The following is a 23,550-nucleotide window of genomic DNA, read 5'->3' as shown; positions in this document are numbered from 1 at the left end:
ATTCCGGGCGCAGCCACGCACTGGCTTTCGCACGATCCAGACGCGTTTCTAAAATTGTGAGTGTTGTTTTACGGACGGTTTGCGTAACGGCGTAATGGGGGCAGCCCGCCATTTCGGATACCAAGGCTCTTCCCAGCGGAGATCGACGCCGTAGGCCAGCTGCGCTTCATGCCGGTGCGAGCAGCGCCTGCGCAAGCCGCCCCAGTCGGCGGACGCCGTCTTCGATGTGGTCGTTCCAGGCATGTCCGGCGCTCAGCCTGAGGCAATTGCGAAAGCGCCGGCTTGCGGAGAAGACGTCGCCGGGCGCGAAGCAGATGCCTTGTTCGAGCGCTTCGTCGAAGAGCTCGCGCGAGTCAAAGCGCCTTGGCAGTTCCAGCCAGAGCATGAACCCGCCTGCGGGCCGGCTGACTTTCGTATCGGCCGGGAAGCTGGCTTCGATCGTGCGCGTCATATGCCCGAGGTTTTCTTCGAAGATGCGCCGGATGCCGCGCAAATGTGCATCGTAGGCGCCGCTTTCCAGAAAGTCCGCGATCGCGACCTGAGGCAGGACAGGACTGCAGAGGCTGAACGCCAGCTTGCGTTCCATTACCTGCTGCGCGTAGGCGCCCGCGACCATCCAGCCGACCCGATACCCGGGCGCAAGGCTTTTCGAGAACGAGCTGCAGTAGATCGTATTGGTGCCGCCGTCGAGCGCGATGAACGGCTTTGGCCGCTCGCGACTGAAGTGAATGTCGCCGTAGACGTCGTCTTCGATCAGCGGCACGGCATGCCGCGCGAGCAGCGCAAGGAGCGCCCGCTTGTCGGCTTCGGCCATCGCGCAGCCTAGCGGATTGTTGAAATTCGACGACAGCACGCACGCGGCCACCGGTTCCGTGTCGAGCAAGCGGGCGAGCGCGCCGACATCGATGCCGCGTGTCGGGTCGGTCGGCAGCTCGAATGCCTTCAGGCCAAGCACTTCCAGCGTATGCAGGAGACCAAAGTAGGTGGGCGATTCGATCGCAATCGAATCGCCCCGTTTGGCGACAGCGGTAAGCGCGAGCGTCAGCGCCTCGGTGCATCCGCTCGTGACGAGCACGTCGTCGGGCGATAGCGCGTGCCCGAAGCGCATCGCCCGCTTCGCGATTTCGCGGCGCAGGCGCGGGTCGCCCTGCGGCGCGCAATAGACGTTGTAGCGCGTGCCGTGTTGACGTGCGGCACGCGCGAGCGCGAGGTCGAGCCGCTTCGATTGCAGCAGCTCGGCGTCGGGCACGGCGCAGCCGAGCGGCACGAGCGCCGAATTCGATGCGTGCTCGAGCAGCGCCACGACGGCTCCGCTGATCGACACGGTCGACGCTTTTGCCCGCGGCCGCGAGGCCGACGGCAACGCGAGTGCGCCGCGGCGCCTCGCCGCGACGTAAAAGCCCGACTGCGGCCGCGCGACGAGGATGCCGCGATCTTCGAGCAGGCGATACGCCTGGAGCGCCGTGGAGATGCTGATGCGGTGCTGCTGGCTGACGGCGCGCACGGATGGCAGACGCATGCCCTGTGCGAGCGCGCCGTTGTCGATCATGCCGACGATGAGCTCGGCCAACTGCTCGTAACGATACGGAGTGGGCGTGTCCATGGAAGCGTTCATAACGGAGTAATCCACGATTATCGACGCGGCGCGCCGTCTCGCCAAGGGAAATTGTGATGGTCCATTTCGCCCAAAACTGTGACTGTTATGGTTCACCGGTCGGCGCTACGATGCATGCGTTGCGATCGCGGTCGAAGGCGTTCGGATGCCGTACCGAAGCCAGTCTCCTCGCACGGCGGCGACATCTGTCAACGCTGTGCTGGAGCGGCCGAACGGCCGCTCGCAAGGGATCGTCCGACGAATCATTCACAGCAAATGCAAGGCAAAAGCATGAAGGGTTTTCAACAGAATTTCGATGAAAGACAACGGCCCGGCCTGAGCGAATCGACCCCTCCGGCGTGGCGCGGTCGATTCCCTCGCAACGAGATCATTTCACTGCTCAACGTGAATCGGCCGTTCAACCTCGCGGAGAGCACGTCGCAGGACCTGACGGTCGGCGAACTCCTGAATCTGGCCGGTTCCGAGCCTATCCGCAATCTGAAGCTCGGCTACGGCACATCCGCCGGTTCGCTCGCGCTTCGCGAGGCGATTGCCGAGGGCTGCAACGTTCCAGCCGAGCAGATCATCACGACACAAGGCACCGCGCTCGGCCTCTTTCTTCTCGCTTTCGAAGTCTGCCGCTCCGGCGACGAGGCTATTCTCGCGACACCATGCTTTCCGCCGAGTCGTGATTCCCTTCTCGGCGCCGGCGTTACCGTGCGTGAGATCAAGCTCTCGTTCGAGAATGGCTATCGACTGGACCTGGACCAGATCGACGCGAGTCTGTCGGCGAAAACGAAGCTGGTCAGTATCGCTTCGCCACAAAATCCAGGTGGCATCCAGACGTCTCGTGCCGACATCGAAAAGCTTCTTGCCATGATGGAAAAACGGTCTCCGGACGCGATGCTTTTCATCGACGAGACCTATCGTGAGGCCACCTATGGCGACAATGCAGTGGTCGAGAGTTTCGCGGGACTCGACTCACGCATCGTTACCGGCGCGTCGGTATCGAAGGCGCTCGGCGCGCCGGGCTTGCGTACCGGTTGGCTCACGGTGGCGGACGCGGATCTTCGGGAGCGCCTGGCGATTGCCAAAATGAACACCGTGATCTCAGGATCGGTGCTTGACGAGACGCTCGCCACCGTGCTGCTGCGCAACAGGGAAGGTGTGCTCGCATCGCGGCGCCGCTTGCTCGCCGGTGCGCTTCGGGAGCTGGCGCTTTGGTGCGAGAGCGAGCACGAGCGTGTCGAGTGGCTTCGCCCTGACGCCGGCGCGTTGTGCTGCGTGCGCCTGCGCTCGGACGCATTCGACGAAACGGCTGTCTCGCGCTTCTGGGGTCTGCTGCCAGATCATGACTTGCAGCTGGCGTCCGGCACGTGGTTTGGCGAAAGCAACCGTGTATTCCGGTTGGGCTTTGGCTATCTGCCGCCTGAGCGCTTCGGCCCCGCACTGTCGGCTCTTTCAAGGGCCATGAGCGCCGCTACGGCATGATGCGTCGGAATAGCCGGGAAACTTGACGATGGAACTTGTCCGGTTTGGTCCGCCCGGCGACGAGCGGCCCGTCTGCGATGGCTGTCGGTCATGCAATGCCATGCGTGATGCAAACGGTGTTATCGATAAACGGATGAATCGCCACGCCCCACGGCAGGCGACCGGAACCTTAACTGCTGGACATGTGGAGCAAAGCTATGAAAGTAAGAATCGCCTATCTCGAGGAGCCGCCCTTTTACTGGACGGCTGAAGATCGTTCGGTAACGGGCGCTGACATCGAACTGGCGGAGGTGGTACTTCGGGCGATCGGTGTGTCCTCCATCGAACACCATTTGACCTCGTTCGAAGAACTTCTGCCCGGCGTGCAGGAAGGCCGCTGGGACATGAACGTACCGATCTTCGTGACAGCTGAGCGAGCCGAGCGCGTTGCGTTCAGCGTGCCGGTCTGGGCGCTGGGCGACGGATTTCTGCTGCGTCATGGCAATCCGAAAGCGCTGACGAGCTACGGGAGTGTCGCCGCACGGAACGACGCGAGACTTGGGATCGTCGCCGGGACGGTTCAGCTCGACTCCGCCAAGGCGGCCGGCGTGAACGAGAGCCAGGTCGTGGCGTTCAGGAGCCAGCCCGACGCGATCGACGCGCTGCTTGCGGGAAAGATCGACGCCTATGCGAGCACGGCGGTTGGAAGCCGTGTCATCGCCAATGCCAATCCGGAACTGGAGGTGGTTGCGCACGCAATGAGCAAGGAAGGCTGCGCACCTGTTGGCGCCTTCTCGTTCAGCAAGAGCAATGCCGACCTTCTGCAGGCGGTGAACGCGCAGCTTCGCAAGTACCTCGGTTCGGCGGATCACCGTGCGCGCATGGCCAGGTACGGTCTCACGCAGACTGAGCTCGACAGCGTGAGCGCAGCCTGAACGGAATGATGCGGGAGGCCGCATAGGCTTGACATCAATCTTCACGGTCGTCCAATCCAGCCGTTGCAGATTGTTATGGTTGAGCTGCACGCGCTACGATGCACGTGTTCCATTTGCATCTGAAGGGTGCACAGATGTCCACGCAAGTCAGACGAGGCGAACATGAAGCGATCCTATAAAGTAGTCGACGTCTTCACATCCCGGCCGCTTCTGGGCAATCCGGTGGCTGTGGTCATGGACGCGGAAGGGCTGACCACCGAGGCGATGCAAGCGGTCGCGAGCTGGACCAATCTTTCGGAAACGACATTTGTCCTTCCGACCACGACAGCCGGGGCCGACTATCGTTTGAGGATTTTCACGCCGCGCAGTGAACTCCCCTTCGCCGGACATCCGACGCTTGGCAGTGCTCACGCGGTTCTGGAAGCCGGGCGCGTCACACCTCGCGAGAGCGGCCGATTGATTCAGCAATGCGGCATCGGGCTCGTCGAATTGGCGATCGAGGAACGGAGCGCGGAGCGCCAGCTTGCCTTCAGTCTGCCGCCTGCGAAGCTGGAGCCGCTGCTCGCGGCGGATATGGCTGAACTGGAGCGCATCCTCGGGTGCAAAGTAGGCCTCAGGACTGCGCCAGGCATCGTGAATGTTGGCGCCATCTGGATTGTGGTGCAGCTGAGCGATGCCGCCGCCGTACTCGATCTGCGGCCGGATTTCGTGAGGTTGGCGGAGCTCGAGCGCCGCCTGGGCGTCACGGGCGTGACTGCATTCGGCACGCGCGAGCCGGGAGGCGACGCGGCAATCGAAGTGCGTACCTTCGCGCCGTCCTGTGGCGTGGAGGAGGACCCCGTCTGCGGAAGCGGCAACGGCAGCGTGGCTGTCTTCCAGTGGCGGCGCGGCCTGTTGCCGCCCGGCGGAACAGACTACGTGGCGGCTCAGGGGCGGTGCGTCGGTCGGGATGGACAGGTGAAGGTCAGCGTCGATGCGAACGGACATGTTCGCGTGGGCGGTTCTTGTGTCACCTCGGTGGAGGGCTCGCTCACGCTTTAGACAGGGACTGGCCGCGAGACGCGCTGAAACGGTTGCGCGTCGGTTTCTGACATTTTCCGCATTCGAAAGAAAGGACGCAGGCGCTTCGAAATGAATTCCGCATTCCCCCCATTCACCCTGGACTCATCGCCCGGCTTTATCCCGGTCACCAATCCCTTCGACGGCGTCGAAGTCGGCACGGTCGTGAACATTCCGCCGGAAGGCGCACAGGTGCTGATCCAGACCGCCAGGGATGGCGCGCGCGTTTGCCGTAACCTGTCCCGATACGAGCGGTCTCGCGTCCTCGAGACTTGCGCCTCGCTCGTGGAGCGCGATAAGGACGCGTTTGCCAGTCTCATCGTCGCGGAAGCGGGTAAGACGATCAAGCAGGCCAGGAAGGAAGTGCTGCGCTGCGTGAACACGCTCAAGCTATCCGCCGACGAGGCGCGTCGAAACGCCGGCGAAGTCGTGCCGTTCGACGCGTATGGCGGTTCGGAGAACCGGCAGGGGTGGTTCACACGGGAGCCTCTCGGCATCATCGTTGCCATCACGCCGTACAACGATCCGCTCAACCTGGTTGCGCACAAGCTCGGACCGGCGATTGCCGGCGGCAATGCCGTCGTTCTCAAGCCGTCGGAACTCACGCCGCTATCGGCCATCAAGCTCGTTGGATATCTGGTGGCGGCCGGCATGCCGCCGAACGTCGTGTCCGTCGCGACGGGGGGCGCGGCGCTCGGCGAAGCACTCGTCTCATCCCGTGACGTCAGAATGGTTTCCTTTACGGGGGGATTCGCGACCGGAGAGAAAATAGCCCGGTCCGCAGGCCTCAAAAAGCTTGCGATGGATCTGGGCGGTAACGCACCCGTCATCGTTCTGGGCGACTGCCACCTCGAGGACGCGGTTGATTCGTGCGTGTCGGGTGCGTACTGGGCTGCGGGCCAGAACTGTATCGGCACGCAACGCATTCTGATCCAGTCGTCGATCTATGACGCGTTCAGGGAGCGCTTCGTTGCCCGCACCAGAGCGCTCAAGACGGGCAATCCCGCGCTGCCTGACACGGACGTTGGGCCAATGATCACGGCTCAGTCTGCCGTCCGGACGAAGCGCGTGGTCGATGCCGCGATCAGTCAGGGAGCCAGACCGTTGTGCGGCAATACGCAGGACGGTTCGCTTTACACGCCGACGGTCCTCGAGGATGTCAGCTTCGAATGCGACCTGTGGAAGCAGGAAGTATTCAGCCCGGTGGTCGTTCTTCAGCGGATCGAGACACTGGATGAGGCGCTTTCGCTCGCCAACAGTCCTGAATACAGTCTGCATGCCGGCATCTTCACCAATGATCTGCATGCCGCGCTCAAGGCGGCCAACCAGCTGGAGGCTGGCGGGGTCATGATCAACGACTCGTCGGACTACCGATTCGACGCCATGCCGTTCGGCGGATTCAAGTACGGAAGCCTCGGCCGCGAAGGCGTCAGATTTGCATACGAGGAGATGACTCAACCGAAGGTCGTGTGCATCAGGAAGGCGGTATATGGCAACCCGGAGCATTCGGCAGCGGCCCGCTAAGGACGAACCGGCAAGCCTCGCTTTCGCCAGTCAGGCGGTGCATGCCGGGAACGTTGCTGACGCCACGACGGGCGCGATCCGAACGCCGATCTTGATGGCTAACTCGTACCGATTGCCGGACGCCCCGTCTTTACTCGACTGGCCGGATTCTCAAACGCTGTGCTATACCCGCAATTCCGGCCACGACCAGCTTTGCCCCGAGCGCAAGCTTGCAGCGATGGAGCACGGAGAGGATGCAGCCGTTTCCAGCACGGGCGCCGCTAGTTCACGCAGCGAGCGCGGCGGTCTCTTTCTTCGCTGAGGCGATGGCGCCACTGCGTGCCTCTTCGCCCATCGCCACACCTTCCGCGCGAATGAAGGTGATATCCGTGATGCCCAGGAAGCCGAAGGCCGCCTTCAGATAGGTTTCCTGATGATCGAAGAAGGCAGCGGGCGAGCCTTCGCTGTAAACGCCGCCGCGCGACGAGGCGATGACCAGCTTCTTGCCGCCGCACAGTCCGACCGGGCCGTGCTCTCCGTAGCGGAACGTCTTCCCGGCAACGGAGATACGGTCGATCCAGGCTTTCAGTTGAGAAGGCACGCCCAGGTTGTACATCGGCGAGCCGATGACCACGATGTCGGCGGCGAGGAACTCCTCGAGCGCGAGCTGGCCGATAGCTACGTCGGCCTTCAATGCTTCGTCGACCGGAGCGCCTTGCGCGGCCGCGAGGTGAGCTGCCGTCAGATGGCCGATCGGTGTGGCGGCAAGGTCGAGGCGAGTGAGTGCGAGGTCGGGATGGCGGGTCCGGAAGGTCGCGACGACCTCCGCTGACAGATCGCGACTGACGGAACCTTGTCCGAGGATGCTGGAATCTACGTGTAGCAGTTTCATGAAAATGATCTCCGAAGTGGCAGACGATGCGTTTGCCGGAAATCCGCAAGATAGGCTTCGACCTGCAATCCGGATAGCCTATATTTTCAGATGAAACCTATCGTTCTAGTAGATGCATGCCTGACGGAGTGATGCTGGATCAGTTGCGGACGTTCATGCCTCAACTGCTCTTCACGCGTGCCGACGCGCGGGGCCGGCTGCCGGACTTGCCCGAACGCGATTCGGCCTTGTCCGCAGCTTGCGTCTCCGGTTGTTTGCCAAAGACGAGTGTCTCGACCATCTGCCAATACGCATCGACGACGGCCGGGTCGGACGCGGAAACATTGCTGGTCGCCAGCATTTCCGGGCCGAATCCAGAGAGAGTCGACGTCAGGCTGATCATCAGATAGTGCAAGAGGATCGGCTCGACCTTGGGCAAGGTGTTTTCATCCTGCGCCGCGCGGATCTGTGGAATCAGCCAGCTGATCAATGGCTTGAGTACGGTGTCGGCGAGCCATTGCAAGCGCGGGCTGTACACGAGGAACTCTTGAAGCATGAAGCGATGAAACTGGGGAAAATCGACCGTGAACCGAAACAAGGCGCGATACACGAGTTTTACCCGGTCCGCGGCCATGGCGGGGGGCGTATCGGTCAAATAGGCGTCCCATTCGTGGCGGATGCGTTCGAACACGAACTCCGCTACCGCCTGCCAGAGGTCGTCCTTGGATCGGTAGTGGTAGGTGATAAGCGGATGTTGCAATCCGATGCGATCCGCGATGCTGCGAATACTCGCTGCCTCAAAGCCTTTCGTGGCGAATTCGGCAAGTGCCGCGTTCAGGATCGCGGAGCGGGTTTCCTGCGCCCGCTGCTGCTCTGCACGTCTGAGTTCGGTTGGCCTGCTTTTGTTGCCAACGTTCTTGGAAGCTGTGCTGTCCGCCATGTGGTTTCTCGATTGGGAATTGCGTTATTGCGTTGCTTCTGTGCTCCGGTGCTTTCCGCCTTCCGACAGCGCAACACCGTGCAGGCGAAGTAGGGTCCGCGGTTGTCGGCGAAGGCAGGCTCACCAAAGGTATCACACACTCGCCGCCGGATCCTGAGCGTTGCTGACGCCGTCGAGCACAGTCATTTTGGCCGGCACAGTAACACACTATTCGACGACTGCCTGCCTCATGCGCCGACAACTTCGAGCGAGGCGAGGCATGCCGTCCGTATAGCGTCGATGCGTCTCAGACCGCTTGCAGACGATCGTTGCTGGAAAACTGGATTGTCTTAGTCGGGATGCTCATGGTTGACGGCCGTGAGGCAATGCCGGTTCGGCGAAATCGCCAGGCCAAAGGCGTTCCCAATCGTCAGATAAAAATCGCTTCGCACATGCCGCGTGCCCAGCCGATCCATGGTCTCTTGCCATCCAGTTTCCTTTTAAATTGACATGTCGTAAAGTATAATAAAGACGACTGGGTTGGTCCAGGTGCTCGCCCGGCTGACAACAGAGCCGAATCCGACTACCGATTTAATTCACGGATCAAGGACAGATGGAAAGCAAAATCACGCTGACCTCAACCGAGGACATCGCCGTCGTTACGATGGTGAACGAAGCGCGCGCGAACTCGATCGACAAGGCGTTCTGCGACGAATTGCTGGACGTCCTCCGCGAGCTTGAGGGATCGTCGAAGCATCGCGCCGTGATCCTTCAGGCCACAGGCCGAATATTTTCGGCCGGCGGCGACCTTCGGCAGATTTCCGATGGACTGCAGCGTTCCGATTCCAGCCTCGAATCGCTAATTGACGCACTGCACGCCACGATTGTGGCGATGCGGCGCTTGCCGCTACCTGTGATCGCCAGCGTTCAGGGGGCGGCAGCCGGTGCGGGCTTTTCGCTGGCAATGGCGTGCGACCTGGTGGTCGCGTCGCGTGCTGCCCGCTTTGTCGTCGGCTACGCCAAGCTGGGAACATCCAGCGATGGGGGGCTGTCTTTTCATCTGGCGCGTCGACTGGGGGCGGCGAGGGCATTGGAGATCCTGTTGACGCGGGACTCGTTGAGTGCAGACGAGGCCAGACAGCTGGGACTCGTCCAGAGCATCGCCGAACCTGCTTCCTTGCAGGAGGCCAGTCTGGCGCTCGCGCGAAAAGTCATGGATGTACCCGCGGCAGCGGTCAAAGAAATGAAATCGCTGGTTGGCATGGCGGCCGAAGATAAGCTTGAGCGCCATCTTGAAGAGGAAAAGCGTGCGTTCCTGCGATGCGCGTCGACGAAGGCGTTTTCCGAGCGAGTCGCGCAATTCATCGCAGGCTCTGATTCGCCCAGAAGCGCATCGACCTGAAGACGAAAATCTGGTCTCAGGAAAGGTCTGCAAAAAGTTCTGAACTGATGACGCGTTTATCTTGACGCCGGTTTGCTGGGTCGAGCCGGGCCGGGCCGGACAGCGGCATGACGCCTAAGCCGGTCGAACGCTCGATCCTGTGTGCAAGCCAGTGCGGGATGGCGAGGCATTAAAAGGCGCTACGTGCCTCGTAAACGTAAGATCAGTTGCATGTTCGTCACTGCACGACATCCGCATCTCCTTTGCCACCTGGCATCCCCGTAGATTCGCTGCTACGCGACGTCACCATCGATTCCCGATCTGATGGGCAGTCCGATTCAATTCCCCTCAGGGTCCTTGCATGGTGTCAGGTACCCATCCCCCTCATTCGTCAGGCGAAGCATACCTGGGGATACTCCTATTCAAATTAAACTATACGATCGGAAAATTTAGATCTATCCTTCTTTCAGCAACTCTGATGTGTCAGTGGGTCGCTCATTCAAAATGACAAAGGAGACTGGAGATGAAGAGATTGTCCTGGGCCGCGGCGCTTTTCTGTGTCATGCCTGCCGCGGTGCATGCCCAAAGTTCCGTGACACTGTACGGTCTGCTGGATGAAGGCTTGACCTATACAGGCAATCAAAACGGACATTCTGCCTGGCTGGTTCAGAGCGGAGGTGGATCGCTGTCCAGATGGGGACTGCGCGGTGCCGAAGATCTGGGTGGCGGTTTCAAAGCGGTTTTCACGCTGGAAAACGGCTTCGATCCCTCTAGCGGAAATCTCTCGAACAATGGGCGTCTGTTCGGGCGGCAGGCTTACGTTGGTGTTTCAAGTCCGTATGGGACTTTCACGGTTGGCCGTCAGTACGAGGAAGTCGCTGAGATGCTTTCCACCGTTGCTGCCGGGTTGAACTGGGCAGTCTATTTCGCGCATGCCGGTGACGTTGACAACGCTGGAGGGAGCATACGAATCAACAACTCGGTTAAATACGCCAGTCCGAAAATAGGCGGATTCACATTCGGTGGGCTCTATAGCTTTGGTGGGCAGCCCGGACAATTCTCCACGAACAGCGTGACGTCGGTGGGGATCAGCTACACAGGGATCGGTTTCCCACTGTATGTCGCGGCTGCCTATACGGTCATCAAGAATCCGTACGCTGCCGCGTTCGATAGCGTCACGCCGCGAAACATCATTTACGCCCCATACGTGCAGAACGCGGAGAGTCAATCCATCGCAGGGGCTGGTGCGTCGTACAAGATCGGCAGCGCTTCAGTGGCATTCGAGTACACGTCGACACGCTTCAAGAAAGGCTTTCTTGGCAGCGACGTGAGGTTCGACAACTACGAGGCAAACGTCGGTTACTTCATTACGCCATTCTGGTTCGCAGGTGCGGCGTACATCTACACGCACGGCAAGGTGGATGCGAAATCCGCGAACCCGATCTATCGGGCGATCGATCTCTACACCAACTATTTCCTCTCGAAGCGGACGGACGTTTACTTTGCGGCCGAACTGCTGAAGGCGGCGGGCTCGGCCACTCAGGCGCAGATCACGTTGATTCCTTCACCGTCGAGTGGACAAACCCAGGGCCTGTTGCGAATCGGCATCCGTCACCGGTTTTGACGGACACGCGATGTGAATTCGGCCGAGAGACAAGTGAAACCAGATCGACACCGAAACCAGGTGGCCGATCATCAAGGACAATGCGATGAACAGCGTAGGCTATGCCCAGCGGGATGTGCGCAAGATTTTCAACGATATGCCGATGGGTCGAAAGCAATGGACTGTGTTCCTCATCTGCTTCGCGGCGACAGCGATCGAAGGTTTCGACACGATCGTGATCAGTTTTATCGCGCCGGCCATCAGCCAGCATTGGCAGCTATCGAGCGCTGCTCTCTCGCCTCTGGTGGCCTTCGGACTGACCGGCTTGCTGATTGGATCGATCGTTGGGGGAACGCTGGCTGACCGTGTCGGCCGCCGAGCAGTGAGCATCGTGGCAATCGCCTGGTTTGGAATCGCGGGTGTGATGTCGAGCGAAGCACAGTCGATATTTCAGCTGGTTGCCTTGCGTTTCATCACCGGTCTCGGCATCGGAGCAGCAATGCCCGCCACGTCGGCGATTGTCGCCGAATATAGCCCCGACCGTTCACGCTCAGCGATGCTCGCATCGACTTACTGTGGATTTCTTTTCGGTGCGGCAGCCGCCGGGTTGGTGACGTCCCTTGCTATCGGGACACTGGGGTGGCGAGGCATGCTGGTACTGAGTGGTCTTTTGCCGCTTGGGGTGGTTGCCTTATTCGCATGGCAAGTACCGGAGTCGCCGCTCTACATCGTGTCGAGCCAAAGATCCAATGACGAGGCGCAACGAATTCTTGGCAAGGTGTTTCCGTCGTTGGACTTCACCGGCGTGCATTTATTCATCGCGGAAACGCGCGAATCGATAAGTGGAAGCAGGGCGCTGCTGAGCGGGACATACCGGCTCGGCACGATGTTGACATGGCTTGCGGAGTTCGCGGGTTATCTGGTGTTCTTTCTTGTCGGAAGCTGGATGCCGACTCATCTGAAACAGGCGGGACTATCGATGCACGACGCGTCGCAAGTATCGTCAATGTTCCAGTTCGGCGCGCTCGGCGGCGCGGTTCTTTTCGCTATCCTTGTTCGTCGCTACAACGTGGCCTCGGTCGTTTCCGTGGCGTTCGGCGCAGGCTCGCTGCTCGTCATAGCGTTGGGCATCTCCGAAACCTCGCAGTGGCACGCGGGTGTGGTCTTCTTGTCCGGCATCGCTGTTGGAGGACCGCTGATCTGTGTCAACACCATTCCAGGCATTTTCTATCCAACTGCGCTTCGCGCGTCCGGCGGTGGCTGGAACGTCGCAATCGGACGGCTGGGGTCAATCATCGGTTCGTCGTTGATTGGTCTGATCGTCATATCGGGCTTTCCCTATCTGTTCACATGCGTGCTGTTGTCGATACCGCTCCTGGTGGCGTGCGTATGCATGATCGTCATGGCCCGGGTGCTCTCTGCACAACGGCGAACGCCGAGCGAATACGGAGCGGACATCAATGCGGGGCCGGCAGGTGATCCACCGCTACCGGACAGCACCCCGCAGTGACGATATCGCGCTGGTGCCCGAGGTCATGGGCACGTAGCTGCTCCGGGTCAGCAACTCATTTGGGATTCGAAATTTTATTTTCGCTATGCCGTTCGCCTTGAATACTTTACGGACGTGAAGTATAGTGAATTACGAAATCTGCCTGATCGTGTGGCTTTCGCAGTGCGAACGTGAAGCGCGTGTCGGTGGGTAGAACACATTTTCGGCCTTGAGACGGCTGTCTGTTGACGCCGAACAGGCTAACGAAGGAGGAGACATGATTGAAGAACGCGACATCGTCGTAACGATGCGGGACGGTACCCGTCTTGCGGTAGACGTCTATCGGCCCGATGCGGAGGGCAAGTATCCCGTGCTGTACGCTTCAGCTCTGCACAACAAGGACCTCCAGGGTCCTGATATTGCAGATGTCTTGCCCCCACAGCCCGCGCATGCGCCGCTCTGGTTCGGGCCGATAGAAGCAGGGGACACGCGCCGCTTCATCGCCAATGGCTACGTGCACGTTATTGCGCAACCGCGCGGCTCCGCCAAGTCGGAAGGCCACTATGGCGAGGAGAATACCGACCACTACGACATGATCGAATGGATCACGCAGCAGCCGTGGTCCGACGGCAAGGTCGGCATGGTGGGGATCTCGGGTTTTGCCGGTGAGCAATGGCGGGCGGCGGCGCAGGGACACCCCGCGCTCAAGGCAATCTTTCCGTACGACGCCTGTAGCGCATACGGCGGGATGTTCGGGTTTCGGGACTTCAATCCGGGTGGCGTCATTCACACGTTCCCGTATCTGCTCGACGTTTTCAGCACGGTGCATGAGTCGCGTGGCGTGCCGGGTACGTTACCTGATGAGCAAGAAGAACTCTGGCGCGCAGCCATGCGCAATCCCGACTACAAGATGTACATCAACCTGTACAACATCCTGACGCAGAAGGGGCAGCGCACGTGGGTGATGTATCACATCATGACAAACCCGTGGGAGCCGGAGGGTACCGTTCAGCGTGCCGAGGAGACCTTCCGGTCGATCAAGGTGCCGTTCTATACGGGTTCCGGCGCTTATGCGTACACGTACAAACTGCACTGGCTTGGCGCGCAGCATTACTTCAGCAATGTCAAACAGCCGCGCAAGCTGATCTTTACAGGCCCTGCGCATCTGGAGCGGCCATTTCATCAGTACCACGACGAAGTTATCCGCTGGTACGACTATTGGCTGAAGGGCATCGATACCGGCATCATGGACGAACCGCCGGTCCGTTACTGGGTCATGGGCGCCAACGAATGGCGAACAGGCAGTGACTGGCCCTTGCCTGAGACTCAGTGGGCGAAATACTACCTTTCAGGCTGGGAGCAACTGTCCACGGACGCCCCTCGACCTTCGGCGGAGGTCGGCGACGCACACCGCGAGCCTGATGTCTTCACGCAAATGCCGCTCAAGAAGACATCCAAAGTCGAGCGCCTGCGCTACATGACGGAGCCGCTCGCGCAGGACGTGCTGGTGGCGGGTCCCATTTCGCTGACGCTCTACGCAGAGATCGACCAGACAGACACGAACTGGATTGTCGTACTCAAGGACGTGGGCCCGGACGTATCGGTCGTGACTGCTCGCGTCGGCGAACGGGCGGTTCCAGAGACGCTGCCTGAGCGTGAACTGACCCGCGGCTGGTTGAAAGCGTCATACCGCGCAACGGATCCCGACCGCTCCACGCCTGCGGAACCGTTCTACAAACTGACTAAAGAGTCGATCGCGCCGGTCACGCCTGGCGAGATCGTCAAGTATGAAATTCAGGTGCTCGCAACGGCAAACCAGTTCAAGGCCGGCCATCGGATCTGCATCGAGATCTGCAGCATGGACGCGCCCACGGGAACGGGCGCGATGACCGACGTCGAGTACATCCCGTACCACGTAACCAGCAGCAATACGGTCACTCACAAGATCTACCGGGATGCGGATCGCCCGTCACATCTGCTTTTGCCGATCATTCCGCTCAATCAACAGAAGTCCTGAGTGATGAAACGTTCACGAGCGTCACGCACGCCTGGTGAATTTGACTGAATAGCGAGGTTAGACGATGGAAAGCATACGTTTTGAGCGCGACGGAAAGGTTGGGCATATCGTTCTGGCGAATCCGCCCTACAACCGGCTCGATGCGCGTTTTGCAGAGTGTCTCCGGGAGGCGGTTCACGAAGCAAGCCAGAGCGACATCCGGGTACTGGTCATTCGGGCTGAGGGGCCCAACTTCAGTCTCGGTGGAGAGGTTCGCGAATGGCCGGATAAGGACCTGAACTGGTTTCGCACATTCGTCGCGGAAATCAACACGTCGTATCGCGCGATCGAAGCGCTTCGCGTTCCGACGGTAGCAGTGGTGCAGGGCCTCGCGTTTGGCGGCGGCTTTGAACTCGCGTTGAACTGTGACTTCATTGTGGCGGCAACCGACGCAGTGTTCCGATGCGTCGAGGTCACCACGGCGATGCTTCCCATTGCAGGCGCACTGCAGCGGCTGGCGGAGCGAGTGGGGCGCAGCAACGCATCCCGTTTCGCCATGCTGGGTGAACCGATTCCCGGTAGCGTGGCCCGAGACCTCGGAATCGCGACGCACGTGGCAGAACCCGATGCGCTCCAACGCGTCGCCGCCGAGCTGATTGCACGGCTCGCCGACGGTCCTACGCTCTCGTACGCAGCTACCCGCACGCTGCTCAAGGTGTGGTCGAGCGGTGGCGTCCCGGCTGCGGACGCCACGATGCTGGATGTTTGCATGGACTTGTACAACACAGAAGACGCCACGCGTGGTTTCGTCAACACGGCCGAGGCGTTCGATCTCGACCAGGAGCCGGGCGAGATGGTTTTTTACGGGAAATAGCCATGACGCTCATGGCGCAGACAGGCACGGTCTGATTAGCCGCGTTTGGCACGACCTGGGCGTTTTCGATGTAAGGCCTTCGACAGAGGCCGGCGGCATTGCTATCGCGACATAAGCCTGTTCTACGGATTGTGTGGCGAAAACACGCAGTAACGATGGAGGATGGCTTCATGCACACTTTACCCGGTTCCCCTACGCTCGATACGCCTGCCAATGGCGTTGCTTACGTACGGGGTGCGACGGATGTTCCGTTGAGCGAGTCTACAGTCGGCCAGTTTCTAAGGGAAACAGCCAGCAGATTTCCTGATCGGCGAGCTGTGGTATTCCGGGAGCAGCTTGTACGGTGGACATGGAGGGAATTTGACGAGCATGTCGATCGACTCGCCGCGGGTCTTCTGTCGTTGGGAATAGAAAAGGGGGATCGCGTTGGCATCTGGTCTCCCAACCGATTCGAATGGCTGCTTACGCAGTTCGCGACAGCGCGCGTCGGTGCCGTGCTGGTCAACATCAACCCGGCTTATCGTGTGGCGGAACTCGAGTACGCGCTGCGGAAAGTGAAGTGCAAGGCGCTGGTCACGGCCGAGAGCTTCAAAACGTCGAATTACATTTCTATGCTGCTCGACATCGCGCCTGAACTTGCGTTACAGCAGGCGGGCGAATTGAGCGCCGAACGTCTGCCGGACCTTCGTACGGTGATCTCCGTGGGCGATTGGAGCATATCGGGCGTCATGTCGTTCCACGCGGTCATGCAGCGCGGGGAGGGGATGCTTAGAGACACAGGGCATGAGGTAGTCGACGCCGTCGAGCGAACACTGGCTTCGCAGGATCCGATCAATATCCAGTTCACGAGCGGCACTACCGGCAGCCCGAAGGGCGCAACGCTGACGCACCGAAACATCGTCAACAACGCGCGTTTTGTCGCCATGGCGATGAAGCTGTCCGAAGCCGACTCGCTCTGTATCCCCGTCCCGCTGTACCACTGCTTCGGCATGGTGCTCGGGGTGCTTGCATGCGTGTCGGTTGGCGCCCAGATGGTTTTCCCAGGCGAAGGATTCGACGCCGGTGCGACCCTCGCGGCCGTCTCGGAGGAGCATTGCACCGCACTTCATGGGGTGCCGACCATGTTTATCGCCGAACTGGGGCATCCGGACTTTTCGTCGTTTGATCTGAGCAGTCTGCGGACCGGCATCATGGCGGGTTCGCCCTGTCCGGTCGAGACGATGAATCAGGTCGTGACCAACATGCATATGCGAGAGGTCACCATTGCGTATGGAATGACCGAGACCAGCCCGGTGTCGTTTCAAAGCGCAACCACGGATCCGCTCGACAAACGCACGACGACGGTCGGGCGGATTCAACCGCATCTCGAGGTCAAGGTCGTCGATTTCGACGGCAATACCGTATCCACCGGCGAGACGGGAGAACTCTGTACAAGAGGGTACTCGGTCATGCTGGGGTACTGGGAAGACGAGACAAAAACGCGCGAAAGCATCGTTGACGGATGGATGCATACAGGCGATCTCGCAACGATCGATGCCGATGGCTATTGCAATATTGTCGGAAGGTTGAAGGACATGGTGATTCGAGGGGGAGAGAACATCTATCCTCGCGAAGTGGAGGAGTACCTCTTCAGGCATCCAAAAATACAGAATGTGCAGGTGTTTGGCGTGCCGGACGAAAAGAACGGCGAGGAGTTGTGCGCCTGGATCGTGCTTCGAAAAGGCGAAGGTTCGACTGAGGAGGACATCAGGGACTTCTGCCGAGGGCAGATCGCACACTATAAGGTGCCGAAATATATTCGCTTCGTTAACGAATTGCCGATGACCGTGACGGGAAAAGTACAGAAGTTCGCCATGCGTGAAGAGATGATCCGCTACCTTAATCTGACCGAGCACAAGACCGCCTGACAGGTTAGTAAAAACCGGGCAGGATCGTAAAAACAGAGACTCGTAATCTCGCCATGAATTAGGCATCCGAATCGAAAGGATATGGCGAATTGCAAAAGCAAGAGAATTGGAGGTGTCGAATGTATGAAATAACCACGGACGTACTCATTGTCGGGACGGGGCCAGCCGGCTCCGCCAGCGCAGCGCTGCTTTCGACGTACGGCATCGACAACATGGTCATCAACCAGTATCGCTGGCTGGCCAACACGCCTCGGGCGCACATCACAAACCTGCGCACCATGGAGGTTCTGCGCGACCTCGGCCAGCAGGTGGAGCAGGAGGCATACCTGCACGCGACCGATCAGGATCTGATGGGCGGCACGGTTTTTTGCGAAAGCCTGACCGGTGAGGAAATCGGCAGGGTACCCAGTTGGGGGCTGCATCCGCTGTCAAGAGCGGAACGTCAATTGTCGAGTCCGACAAAGATGAACGATTTGCCGCAGACGTTCATGGAACCGCTGCTCTTCAAGACCGCATGCGCACGAGGGACCGAAGCGCGGATGAGCACGGAATATCTAAGTCATACGCAGACTGATGAAGGTGTTGTGACGCGCTGCCGCGACCGGTTGTCGGGGGAAGAGTTTACGGTCAGATCAAAGTACCTTATCGGCGCGGACGGAGGGAACTCCAAGGTCGCAAGAGACGCGGGTCTGCCTTTCGAAGGGCAGATGGGTGTGCGGGGATCGATGAACATCTGGTTCCGCGCGGACTTGTCCGAATTCGTTGCGCACCGCCCGGCAGTGTTGTACCCAATCATGCAACCGGGTGCGGAAGTGGGCGGTATCGGAATGGGTCTGATCCGGATGGTTCGGCCTTGGCACGAGTGGTTGATTGTTTGGGGCTATGACATCAACGAGCCTGCGCCGGTTGTGGACGAGGCAAAGGCCACCACGATCGCCCGGCAACTCGTGGGCAAGCCGGATCTCGAGATCGAACTGCTGGGCGCGAACACCTGGACAGTGAACAACATGTACGCGACCCGCATGCAGGCGGGGAGAGTGTTCTGCATGGGCGATGCGACCCATCGGCACCCGCCGTCCGGTGGATTGGGCTCCAACACGTCGATTCAGGACGCGTTCAACCTCGCGTGGAAGCTCGCGGCAGTCATCAACGGGCAGGCCGGCGAAGCGCTTCTGGATAGCTATTCCGCCGAGCGTGCGCCGATCGCCAGGCAGGTCGTCACCCGCGCGAACCAGTCGATTGCCGAATTTGCCCCGCTCTACAGTGCGCTTGGCATCGACAAATCGAACGACGGGGAAGTCTTGCAGGCGAACATGCATGCTCGAAGCGGGAACACCACGGCTGCCGAAAAACAGCGGGACGAAATTCGGGAAGCGTTGGCGTTCAAGCGATATGAACTGGACGCCCAGGGCGTGGAGATGAATCAACGTTATCAGTCGAGTGCTGCGGTGACCGACGGGCAAGCCGAACCGGCGTTCACGCGTGACCGTGAGCTGTATTACCAGGCGACGACATGGCCCGGCGCACGTCTGCCGCATGCCTGGGTTTTCGACGCACGTGGACGGCAACATTCCACGCTTGACCTCGCCGGACATGGACGATTCGCACTGTTCACCGGCCTTGGCGGCGAAGCATGGGTCGAGGCGGCATCGAGAGTCGGCGAGGAGCTGGGGTTGAAGATCGACGTACACGTGATTGGTCCGCGGCAGTCCTATGCGGACCACACGGGCGACTGGGCCCGCGTGCGCGAAATCGGCGACAGTGGTTGCGTATTGACCCGTCCCGATCATCATGTGGCGTGGCGTAGCCTCACGCTGCCGAAAGATCCGGCAACAGAACTTCGCCGGGTATTGGGGCAGGTGCTCTCGAGGTAAATGCCGAAGACGGGTGTCTCGCTCGGACTCGTGCGATTACACGTCGACAGCGAGGCACGTACACAATTCGAGCACCGTTAGTCTTGTTCGCCGTTGGCATGTCCTCTCACGCTTGATGGAGCTGTTTCTGGCGTGTCGCAAACGTGACCCGGGTCGCGAGCGTCTGCCCTTGCCGCGAAATGGAGTAAAAAATGGATCAGCAGGAACGTTGGAGGACGGGCATGGATAGCGGTCTTCCAAAGCGCGTGCACATAGTCGAGGTCGGGCCTAGAGACGGTCTGCAGGCGGAAAGCAAGTTCATATCGACCGGCATCAAGATCGAACTGGTCAACCGGCTCGTCGGCGCCGGCGTACGGCGAATCGAAGCTGCATCCTTCGTGTCGCCAAGATGGATTCCGCAAATGGCCGACGGCGCGGCTGTCATGGCCGGGATAGATCGCCAGGCAGCGGTTTCGTATGCCGCGCTGACACCCAACATGAGAGGACTTGAGGCGGCGATCGAAAACAAGGTCGACGAGGTCGTCATATTCGGCGCCGCGAGCGAAGCCTTTTCCATTCGCAACATCAATTGTTCCGTCGCGGAATCTCTCGAACGCTTTGCCCCCGTCGCGCGGATGGCGAAAGCAGCGGGATTGCGCTTGCGCGCCAGCATTTCATGCTCCTTCGGATGTCCGTACCAGGGGCCGGTGAGTGTCGATGCTGTGGTCGACATGGTCAGGCGCTTTCGCGATCTGGGGTGTGACGAGATCGACATTGCCGACACGATCGGGGTGGGCACGGCGCACCAGGTTCAGCGCGTTGTTCAGGCTGCTTCCAGGGAGTTTCCGTTGGCGTCTCTCGCCGGCCACTTTCACGACACCTATGGGCAGGCGTTGGCAAATATCTTCGGCGCCCTTCAGGTCGGGATGTCGATCTTCCACGCGTCGGTTGGCGGACTGGGAGGTTGCCCCTATGCCAAAGGCGCCACCGGCAATGTGGCTACCGAAGATCTGCTCTATCTTCTGGACGGCCTCGGAATTGAAACGGGAATTGATCTCGACGCCATCGTTTCGATTGGCGATTGGGTCAGTCAGCAGATGGGCCGGGAAAATGGCGCGCGCGCGGGCAAGGCACTGACGGCGCGCAAGGCACCCAACTGATGTCGTTGCGTCAACTGAGATCGGCTGTTTCGCGCGGCGGGTGGAGCAATACCGCGTTGCGCATCGCGACGCCTGCCGCATGTCTTGAAGCGTGATCGAGCGCCATGCTGGCTGGAAGGGCGCCTGAACTTGCGGCCTCGTTTACGTGGAGCGCTCCTGGTGTGATGCCGATGCGCCAAACACGAGCTGCTCTACGGTGCGCCAGTACTCTTCGGCCAGCGCCGGATCGGACGGCGATAGATCGCTGGTCGCCGAAAATTCCGGACCGAAGCCCGAGAGGGTCGACGTCAGACTAATCAACATATAGTGGAAAACAATAGGCTCGACATTGGGCAGCGCGTGTTCATTCTGGGCCGCGCGGATTTGCGGCAGCAACCAGCCGATTAGCGGTTTAAGGAAAGTATCTGCGAGCCATTGCAGCCGCGAGCTGGAACCTAGCGATTCCTGAAGGATGAAGCGGTGAAACTCGGGAAACGCCACAGTAAAGCGAAATAGCGCTCTATATGCCAGCTTGAGCCGATCGACCGCGCTAGCCGGACCGAAGCTAAGCAGGCTGGTATCGCGTTCTTGCCGGACACGTTCGAATACATATTCGGCTACCGCCTGCCACAGAATCTCCTTGGAACGAAAGTGGTAGGTAACGAGCGGATGCTGCATCCCGATTCGATCGGCGATGCTACGAATACTTGCTACCTCGAAACCCTTTGCTGAAAATTCAGTAAGAGCCGAATGTAGAATGGCCGAACGCGTTTCCTGCGCGCGCTGCTGTTCGGTACGCTTCAGTTCCACCGGGCGACGCACCCGGACATTTCTTGGATCAGGAAGTGTAGGCGACGTCATGTGCGAATACGCTGCGACACGTTGAAATGAAGATGGGGTGCCTCGATCATTGGGTCCTGGAGAAATTCGCTCTATGCCCCATCACTGGGTGGGCTGCCGTCAAATGCCCGCTGCAGCAACGCGCGAATTGCTCCGCGTTCTAGCGGACGAGGATTCCAGTACGCGTTGTTGCATGCAATGTCGGCGGCCTCGTCGAGTTGTTCCTCGCGCATGCCGATCTCCTTCAGTGCGACGGGCGCACCGTTTGCGCGCGCGAGTTCGTATAGCCCTTGGGCTGCGTTGTCGCGTCCGAGCGCCCGCGCAATCCGTTTCATCGCATCCGGCACGGCGCCGGCGTTGTACGCGAGGGCGTGTGGCAGCACGATCGTATGGGTGGGGGCGTGCGGCAGATTGAAACTGCCGCCGAGCGTATGGCAGAGCTTATGATGCAACGCCATGCCGACGCTTCCGAGCACGGCACCGCAAAGCCAGGCGCCATAAAGCGCATCGGCGCGTGCGGATGGGTCGTTCGGCTGCGCGACGATCCGCGGCAGGCTGCGCGCGAGCGCCGTGATGCCCTCTTCAGCCATCAGGCTGGTCAGAGGATTGGCATCGCGCGAATACAAACCCTCTGCCGCGTGTGCGATTGCGTTGATGCCGCTCGTCACGGACATGCCGACCGGCAAAGTCAGGGTCAGGTCCGGGTCGTAGACAACCGTTTTGGGTAAGACGCGCAGATCGGTGCCCGTCCGTTTCAGGCCCGATTCGGTCAACCCGAAGATGGGCGTCATTTCACTGCCGGCGTAGGTGGTCGGCACGGCGAGAATGGGCAGGCTCGTCTCGAGGGCAAGACCCTTCGCGAGGCCGATTGCGGAGCCGCCGCCCACGGCGATGAGGCAGTCGGCTTCCAGCGCTGCGGCAATCTTGCGTACTTCCGCGACCAGCTCAACGGGCACGTGCATGGCGGCGCGATCAAAGACCCCCGCTGCGCGCACACCTAACTGGTCGGCAACCGATACACCCAATGTGCGCTGCTCCTGACTACACAGAACCAAAGCGCGGCGTACGTGCAGCGTGTCCAATTCACGTTCGATCTGGGTGCGTGAGCCGCACCCAAAGACGACACGCGTACCGCGCCCGTTATAGACAAATTCATAGGTTGACATAGCGGGTTCCTTCTTCAGCGCGCCCGTTCGCCGGCACGCGCTGCGTATCGATGTGCCCGTTCATCACCCATGCTCTGAAGGGTTGAGAACGAAGTCGTAGTCGAGCGTATAAAACGGGGTGTCCATCGCCGTGCCGTCCGGCGCGACACCCGGCGAGTGTTCGATCCAGTCGACGATCAACGTTGAGCGCACGCCGAATACGGCGTCCGAGTCGAGATACTTGTCCCCGTTCCGGAACACGTGTGTAATCAACGGCTCATACCCTGGCGCCGTGATCCAGAAGTGCAGGTGGGCCGGGCGCCACGGATGGCGTCCGAGCGCATCGAGCATTCGACCCACCGGTCCGTCGTGCGGAATAGGATAGGCCTCGGCGAGAATCGAGCGGAAATGAAAGAGTCCGTCCGGCAGCGTCCGCAAACGACCGCGAGCTTGATACTCCACGTTTGTATCTTGAGGGTCTCCGTACTGCACGTCGTAATACCCGTCTTCATCGGATTGCCAGACTTCGATCGCCGCTCCGGCTACAGGCTCTCCCGAAAGACCGCGAACGCGGCCGGAAACAAAGCAGGGGAGGCCCGCTGCACCGTTGGAGATATCTTCACCATTCCTGTACTCGGGGGCACCCGCAACAAAGAAGGGCCCCAGAACGGTTGCTTCCGTGCATTCGACCGGCTTGCGGTTGTTCTGCGTCGTAACCAGCATCGACAAACCGAGCGTGTCGGACAGGAGAACGAACTCCTGGCGCTTTTCGTCGGTGATGTGGCCAACCTCGGTGAGGAAGTTGATTGCGTATAGCCATTCGCTCTCGGTCAACTTCACGTCTCTTGCGAAAGAATGCAAATGCTGGACAAGGCTGGTCATCACAGTGTGCAGCCTGTCGTTGCTACAGCCGGCCATTGCCGCAAGCACCGCTTGCGTGATGGTGTCTTCGTCGATATTGCGCATGGTCTT

General features: G+C 60.1%; 19 protein-coding genes. 13 read left to right on the top strand and 6 right to left on the bottom strand.

Translation table 11 applies throughout. From position 1 onward, the window contains the following. Positions 1 to 166: 166 nt before the first annotated feature. Entirely contained in the window at positions 167 to 1,603 is a 1,437-nt protein-coding gene (locus DSC91_RS17440; protein ID WP_115780117.1) for an aminotransferase-like domain-containing protein, read from the bottom strand. 282 nt (positions 1,604 to 1,885) lie between these two features. Between DSC91_RS17440 and DSC91_RS17435 the strand changes: the two genes are divergently transcribed. The 5 genes from DSC91_RS17435 to DSC91_RS17415 all read left to right on the top strand — a co-directional run bounded on the left by DSC91_RS17435 (position 1,886) and on the right by DSC91_RS17415 (position 6,883). Next, positions 1,886 to 3,085 (top strand): pyridoxal phosphate-dependent aminotransferase, encoded by a 1,200-nt coding sequence (locus DSC91_RS17435; RefSeq protein WP_115780116.1) that lies wholly within the window; start codon positions 1,886 to 1,888, stop codon positions 3,083 to 3,085. Positions 3,086 to 3,282: 197 nt separating this feature from the next. After that, entirely contained in the window at positions 3,283 to 3,999 is a 717-nt protein-coding gene (locus DSC91_RS17430) for a transporter substrate-binding domain-containing protein (protein ID WP_115780115.1), read from the top strand. A gap of 162 nt (positions 4,000 to 4,161) precedes the next feature. Continuing rightward, a complete protein-coding gene (locus DSC91_RS17425; RefSeq protein ID WP_115780114.1) occupies positions 4,162 to 5,040 on the top strand; it encodes a PhzF family phenazine biosynthesis protein in 879 nt (292 codons plus the stop codon). Positions 5,041 to 5,130: 90 nt separating this feature from the next. Next, positions 5,131 to 6,582, top strand: a complete 1,452-nt coding sequence (locus DSC91_RS17420) for an aldehyde dehydrogenase family protein (RefSeq protein ID WP_115780113.1) — start codon at positions 5,131 to 5,133, stop codon at positions 6,580 to 6,582. After that, positions 6,548 to 6,883 carry a PLP-dependent transferase gene (locus DSC91_RS17415; RefSeq protein ID WP_115780112.1) on the top strand — a complete coding sequence of 112 codons (336 nt, stop codon included), beginning with the start codon at positions 6,548 to 6,550 and terminating at the stop codon, positions 6,881 to 6,883. Before DSC91_RS17420 ends, DSC91_RS17415 begins: the two co-directional genes overlap by 35 nt. On the opposite strand, the gene DSC91_RS17410 is transcribed toward DSC91_RS17415, so the two are convergent. Beyond that, positions 6,848 to 7,453, bottom strand: coding sequence for an FMN-dependent NADH-azoreductase (locus DSC91_RS17410; protein ID WP_115780111.1), 606 nt, complete (start codon positions 7,451 to 7,453; stop codon positions 6,848 to 6,850). The two genes, DSC91_RS17415 and DSC91_RS17410, sit on opposite strands and share 36 nt — an antisense overlap. A 160-nt stretch (positions 7,454 to 7,613) precedes the next feature. Then, entirely contained in the window at positions 7,614 to 8,372 is a 759-nt protein-coding gene (locus DSC91_RS17405; protein ID WP_115780110.1) for a TetR/AcrR family transcriptional regulator, read from the bottom strand. A 592-nt stretch (positions 8,373 to 8,964) separates the two neighbouring features. On the opposite strand from DSC91_RS17405, the gene DSC91_RS17400 reads away from it, so the two are divergent. From DSC91_RS17400 to DSC91_RS17365, 8 genes are all read left to right on the top strand, one after another. Continuing rightward, entirely contained in the window at positions 8,965 to 9,753 is a 789-nt protein-coding gene (locus tag DSC91_RS17400) for an enoyl-CoA hydratase/isomerase family protein (RefSeq protein ID WP_115780109.1), read from the top strand. A gap of 502 nt (positions 9,754 to 10,255) precedes the next feature. Then, positions 10,256 to 11,356, top strand: coding sequence for a porin (locus tag DSC91_RS17395; protein ID WP_115780108.1), 1,101 nt, complete (start codon positions 10,256 to 10,258; stop codon positions 11,354 to 11,356). A gap of 85 nt (positions 11,357 to 11,441) precedes the next feature. Continuing rightward, complete coding sequence (locus DSC91_RS17390) at positions 11,442 to 12,845, top strand: MFS transporter (RefSeq protein WP_115780107.1); 1,404 nt, start codon at positions 11,442 to 11,444, stop codon at positions 12,843 to 12,845. Between the two features lie 256 nt (positions 12,846 to 13,101). Further along, positions 13,102 to 14,841: a CocE/NonD family hydrolase gene (locus DSC91_RS17385; protein ID WP_115780106.1), complete on the top strand. Its 1,740-nt coding sequence runs from the start codon at positions 13,102 to 13,104 to the stop codon at positions 14,839 to 14,841. Positions 14,842 to 14,905: 64 nt separating this feature from the next. Continuing rightward, positions 14,906 to 15,694, top strand: coding sequence for an enoyl-CoA hydratase/isomerase family protein (locus DSC91_RS17380; protein ID WP_115780105.1), 789 nt, complete (start codon positions 14,906 to 14,908; stop codon positions 15,692 to 15,694). 170 nt (positions 15,695 to 15,864) lie between these two features. After that, positions 15,865 to 17,601, top strand: coding sequence for an AMP-binding protein (locus DSC91_RS17375; protein ID WP_115783313.1), 1,737 nt, complete (start codon positions 15,865 to 15,867; stop codon positions 17,599 to 17,601). 119 nt (positions 17,602 to 17,720) lie between these two features. Next, entirely contained in the window at positions 17,721 to 19,475 is a 1,755-nt protein-coding gene (locus DSC91_RS17370; protein WP_115780104.1) for an FAD-dependent oxidoreductase, read from the top strand. 191 nt (positions 19,476 to 19,666) lie between these two features. Then, positions 19,667 to 20,614: a hydroxymethylglutaryl-CoA lyase gene (locus DSC91_RS17365; protein ID WP_279636332.1), complete on the top strand. Its 948-nt coding sequence runs from the start codon at positions 19,667 to 19,669 to the stop codon at positions 20,612 to 20,614. 141 nt (positions 20,615 to 20,755) lie between these two features. Here DSC91_RS17365 and DSC91_RS17360 read toward each other — a convergent pair whose 3' ends face one another. The 3 genes from DSC91_RS17360 to DSC91_RS17350 all read right to left on the bottom strand — a co-directional run bounded on the left by DSC91_RS17360 (position 20,756) and on the right by DSC91_RS17350 (position 23,544). Continuing rightward, the gene (locus tag DSC91_RS17360; RefSeq protein WP_162831434.1) at positions 20,756 to 21,403 is read right to left on the bottom strand and encodes a TetR/AcrR family transcriptional regulator; all 648 of its coding nucleotides are present in this window, start codon (positions 21,401 to 21,403) and stop codon (positions 20,756 to 20,758) included. A gap of 122 nt (positions 21,404 to 21,525) precedes the next feature. After that, entirely contained in the window at positions 21,526 to 22,599 is a 1,074-nt protein-coding gene (locus DSC91_RS17355) for a maleylacetate reductase (protein ID WP_115780102.1), read from the bottom strand. Positions 22,600 to 22,662: 63 nt separating this feature from the next. Continuing rightward, the gene (locus DSC91_RS17350; RefSeq protein WP_115780101.1) at positions 22,663 to 23,544 is read right to left on the bottom strand and encodes an intradiol ring-cleavage dioxygenase; all 882 of its coding nucleotides are present in this window, start codon (positions 23,542 to 23,544) and stop codon (positions 22,663 to 22,665) included. Positions 23,545 to 23,550 lie beyond the last annotated feature (6 nt).

Source organism: Paraburkholderia caffeinilytica, assembly GCF_003368325.1.
Lineage (GTDB): Bacteria > Pseudomonadota > Gammaproteobacteria > Burkholderiales > Burkholderiaceae > Paraburkholderia > Paraburkholderia caffeinilytica.
The sequence above is the reverse complement of the archived record's forward strand: the minus strand, read 5'-3'. Positions and strand labels throughout refer to the sequence as shown.

Bases quoted from the DNA above. Each gene is read 5' to 3' on its own strand.
- DSC91_RS17440 (WP_115780117.1), bottom strand. From the start codon at position 1,603: ATGGACACGCCCACTCCGTATCGTTACGAGCAGTTGGCCGAGCTCATC.
- DSC91_RS17370 (WP_115780104.1), top strand. From the start codon at position 17,721: ATGTATGAAATAACCACGGACGTACTCATTGTCGGGACGGGGCCAGCC.
- DSC91_RS17365 (WP_279636332.1), top strand. From the start codon at position 19,667: ATGGATCAGCAGGAACGTTGGAGGACGGGCATGGATAGCGGTCTTCCA.
- DSC91_RS17380 (WP_115780105.1), top strand. From the start codon at position 14,906: ATGGAAAGCATACGTTTTGAGCGCGACGGAAAGGTTGGGCATATCGTT.
- DSC91_RS17425 (WP_115780114.1), top strand. From the start codon at position 4,162: ATGAAGCGATCCTATAAAGTAGTCGACGTCTTCACATCCCGGCCGCTT.
- DSC91_RS17395 (WP_115780108.1), top strand. From the start codon at position 10,256: ATGAAGAGATTGTCCTGGGCCGCGGCGCTTTTCTGTGTCATGCCTGCC.
- DSC91_RS17405 (WP_115780110.1), bottom strand. From the start codon at position 8,372: ATGGCGGACAGCACAGCTTCCAAGAACGTTGGCAACAAAAGCAGGCCA.
- DSC91_RS17375 (WP_115783313.1), top strand. From the start codon at position 15,865: ATGCACACTTTACCCGGTTCCCCTACGCTCGATACGCCTGCCAATGGC.
- DSC91_RS17430 (WP_115780115.1), top strand. From the start codon at position 3,283: ATGAAAGTAAGAATCGCCTATCTCGAGGAGCCGCCCTTTTACTGGACG.
- DSC91_RS17350 (WP_115780101.1), bottom strand. From the start codon at position 23,544: ATGCGCAATATCGACGAAGACACCATCACGCAAGCGGTGCTTGCGGCA.
- DSC91_RS17390 (WP_115780107.1), top strand. From the start codon at position 11,442: ATGAACAGCGTAGGCTATGCCCAGCGGGATGTGCGCAAGATTTTCAAC.
- DSC91_RS17415 (WP_115780112.1), top strand. From the start codon at position 6,548: ATGGCAACCCGGAGCATTCGGCAGCGGCCCGCTAAGGACGAACCGGCA.
- DSC91_RS17385 (WP_115780106.1), top strand. From the start codon at position 13,102: ATGATTGAAGAACGCGACATCGTCGTAACGATGCGGGACGGTACCCGT.
- DSC91_RS17435 (WP_115780116.1), top strand. From the start codon at position 1,886: ATGAAGGGTTTTCAACAGAATTTCGATGAAAGACAACGGCCCGGCCTG.
- DSC91_RS17400 (WP_115780109.1), top strand. From the start codon at position 8,965: ATGGAAAGCAAAATCACGCTGACCTCAACCGAGGACATCGCCGTCGTT.
- DSC91_RS17355 (WP_115780102.1), bottom strand. From the start codon at position 22,599: ATGTCAACCTATGAATTTGTCTATAACGGGCGCGGTACGCGTGTCGTC.
- DSC91_RS17410 (WP_115780111.1), bottom strand. From the start codon at position 7,453: ATGAAACTGCTACACGTAGATTCCAGCATCCTCGGACAAGGTTCCGTC.
- DSC91_RS17420 (WP_115780113.1), top strand. From the start codon at position 5,131: ATGAATTCCGCATTCCCCCCATTCACCCTGGACTCATCGCCCGGCTTT.